An 873-nucleotide genomic window follows, 5' to 3' on the forward strand; every position below is an offset into this window, starting at 1 on the left:
AACACCGTATATATCCTAGCACTTATAGCGGTGCTCTCTCTCATATGCTTTATTGTTTTTAATCAGAACGCAAAAAACAAATTAATCGTCTTTAGTGGATTTACAAATGCACGCTACACATTGCTTATGATCATGGGGCTTATTGCTTCATTTCTTTTTTACAGCTTTCTGGTTTATTTCCCATTAGCCATCACTATAGAAGAAAGCCATGAAAATAGCCTTCTCATCATCGGCGCGGTCCTTGCGCTGCAAGGGGTAGGAGCATGGATTGGAAGAAAATTTATTTACCAGCAATGGAAAGAAAAATCTCCCTTTTTCATGATCGGCATTGGTTTGGTGATATCAAGCTTTGGGTTATTATGCTTTGGCTATCATATAAGCATAGATGGACTAGGATTCTTGCTAAGAGGCGTAGGACTTGGCATTACCACCATTGTATGCCTATCCGCGCCCATCCAATATGTCAATCGTTTATACGTCAAAGATACAGCGGTTATCACACGCATATTACAGCAAATAGGCGGAGCCTTAGGGGGAGTATTTGCTGGCTATTTACTCCATTCACTGACAGAGGAATACCTTTCCTTAAATCAAATATATCTCATATTCTTCCTCTTCTCTATCTCTGCATTTTTACTGTTTTGCCTCGCACTCTCCTTATCACCTAAAGAGAAGAACTCAGATTTGTGATATATTTGTTTGAAAACCGCATAACATTTGCAATACTCTATAAGAGATCATACAACATTTGCACTGTTAGAGACCATCAACGACTATGAAAGCGCACTGAACGGGCAAATTTCTTAAGCTATTTTTTCTATTTAGCCCTTTCAGCAGGGATTTCTTTCCCCCAATGACATGGCAATGAGCGTT

The 873-nt window shown here is 39.3% G+C and carries 1 pseudogene; it reads left to right on the forward strand.

What is annotated here, in order from left to right:
• A pseudogene (locus PVV69_RS09920) lies at positions 1-690 on the forward strand (drug:proton antiporter); the annotation flags it as partial.
• Between the last annotated feature and the right edge of the window lie 183 nt (positions 691-873).

The organism is Bartonella sp. MM73XJBT (assembly GCF_028618465.1).
In the GTDB taxonomy this organism is placed as follows: Bacteria; Pseudomonadota; Alphaproteobacteria; order Rhizobiales; family Rhizobiaceae; genus Bartonella.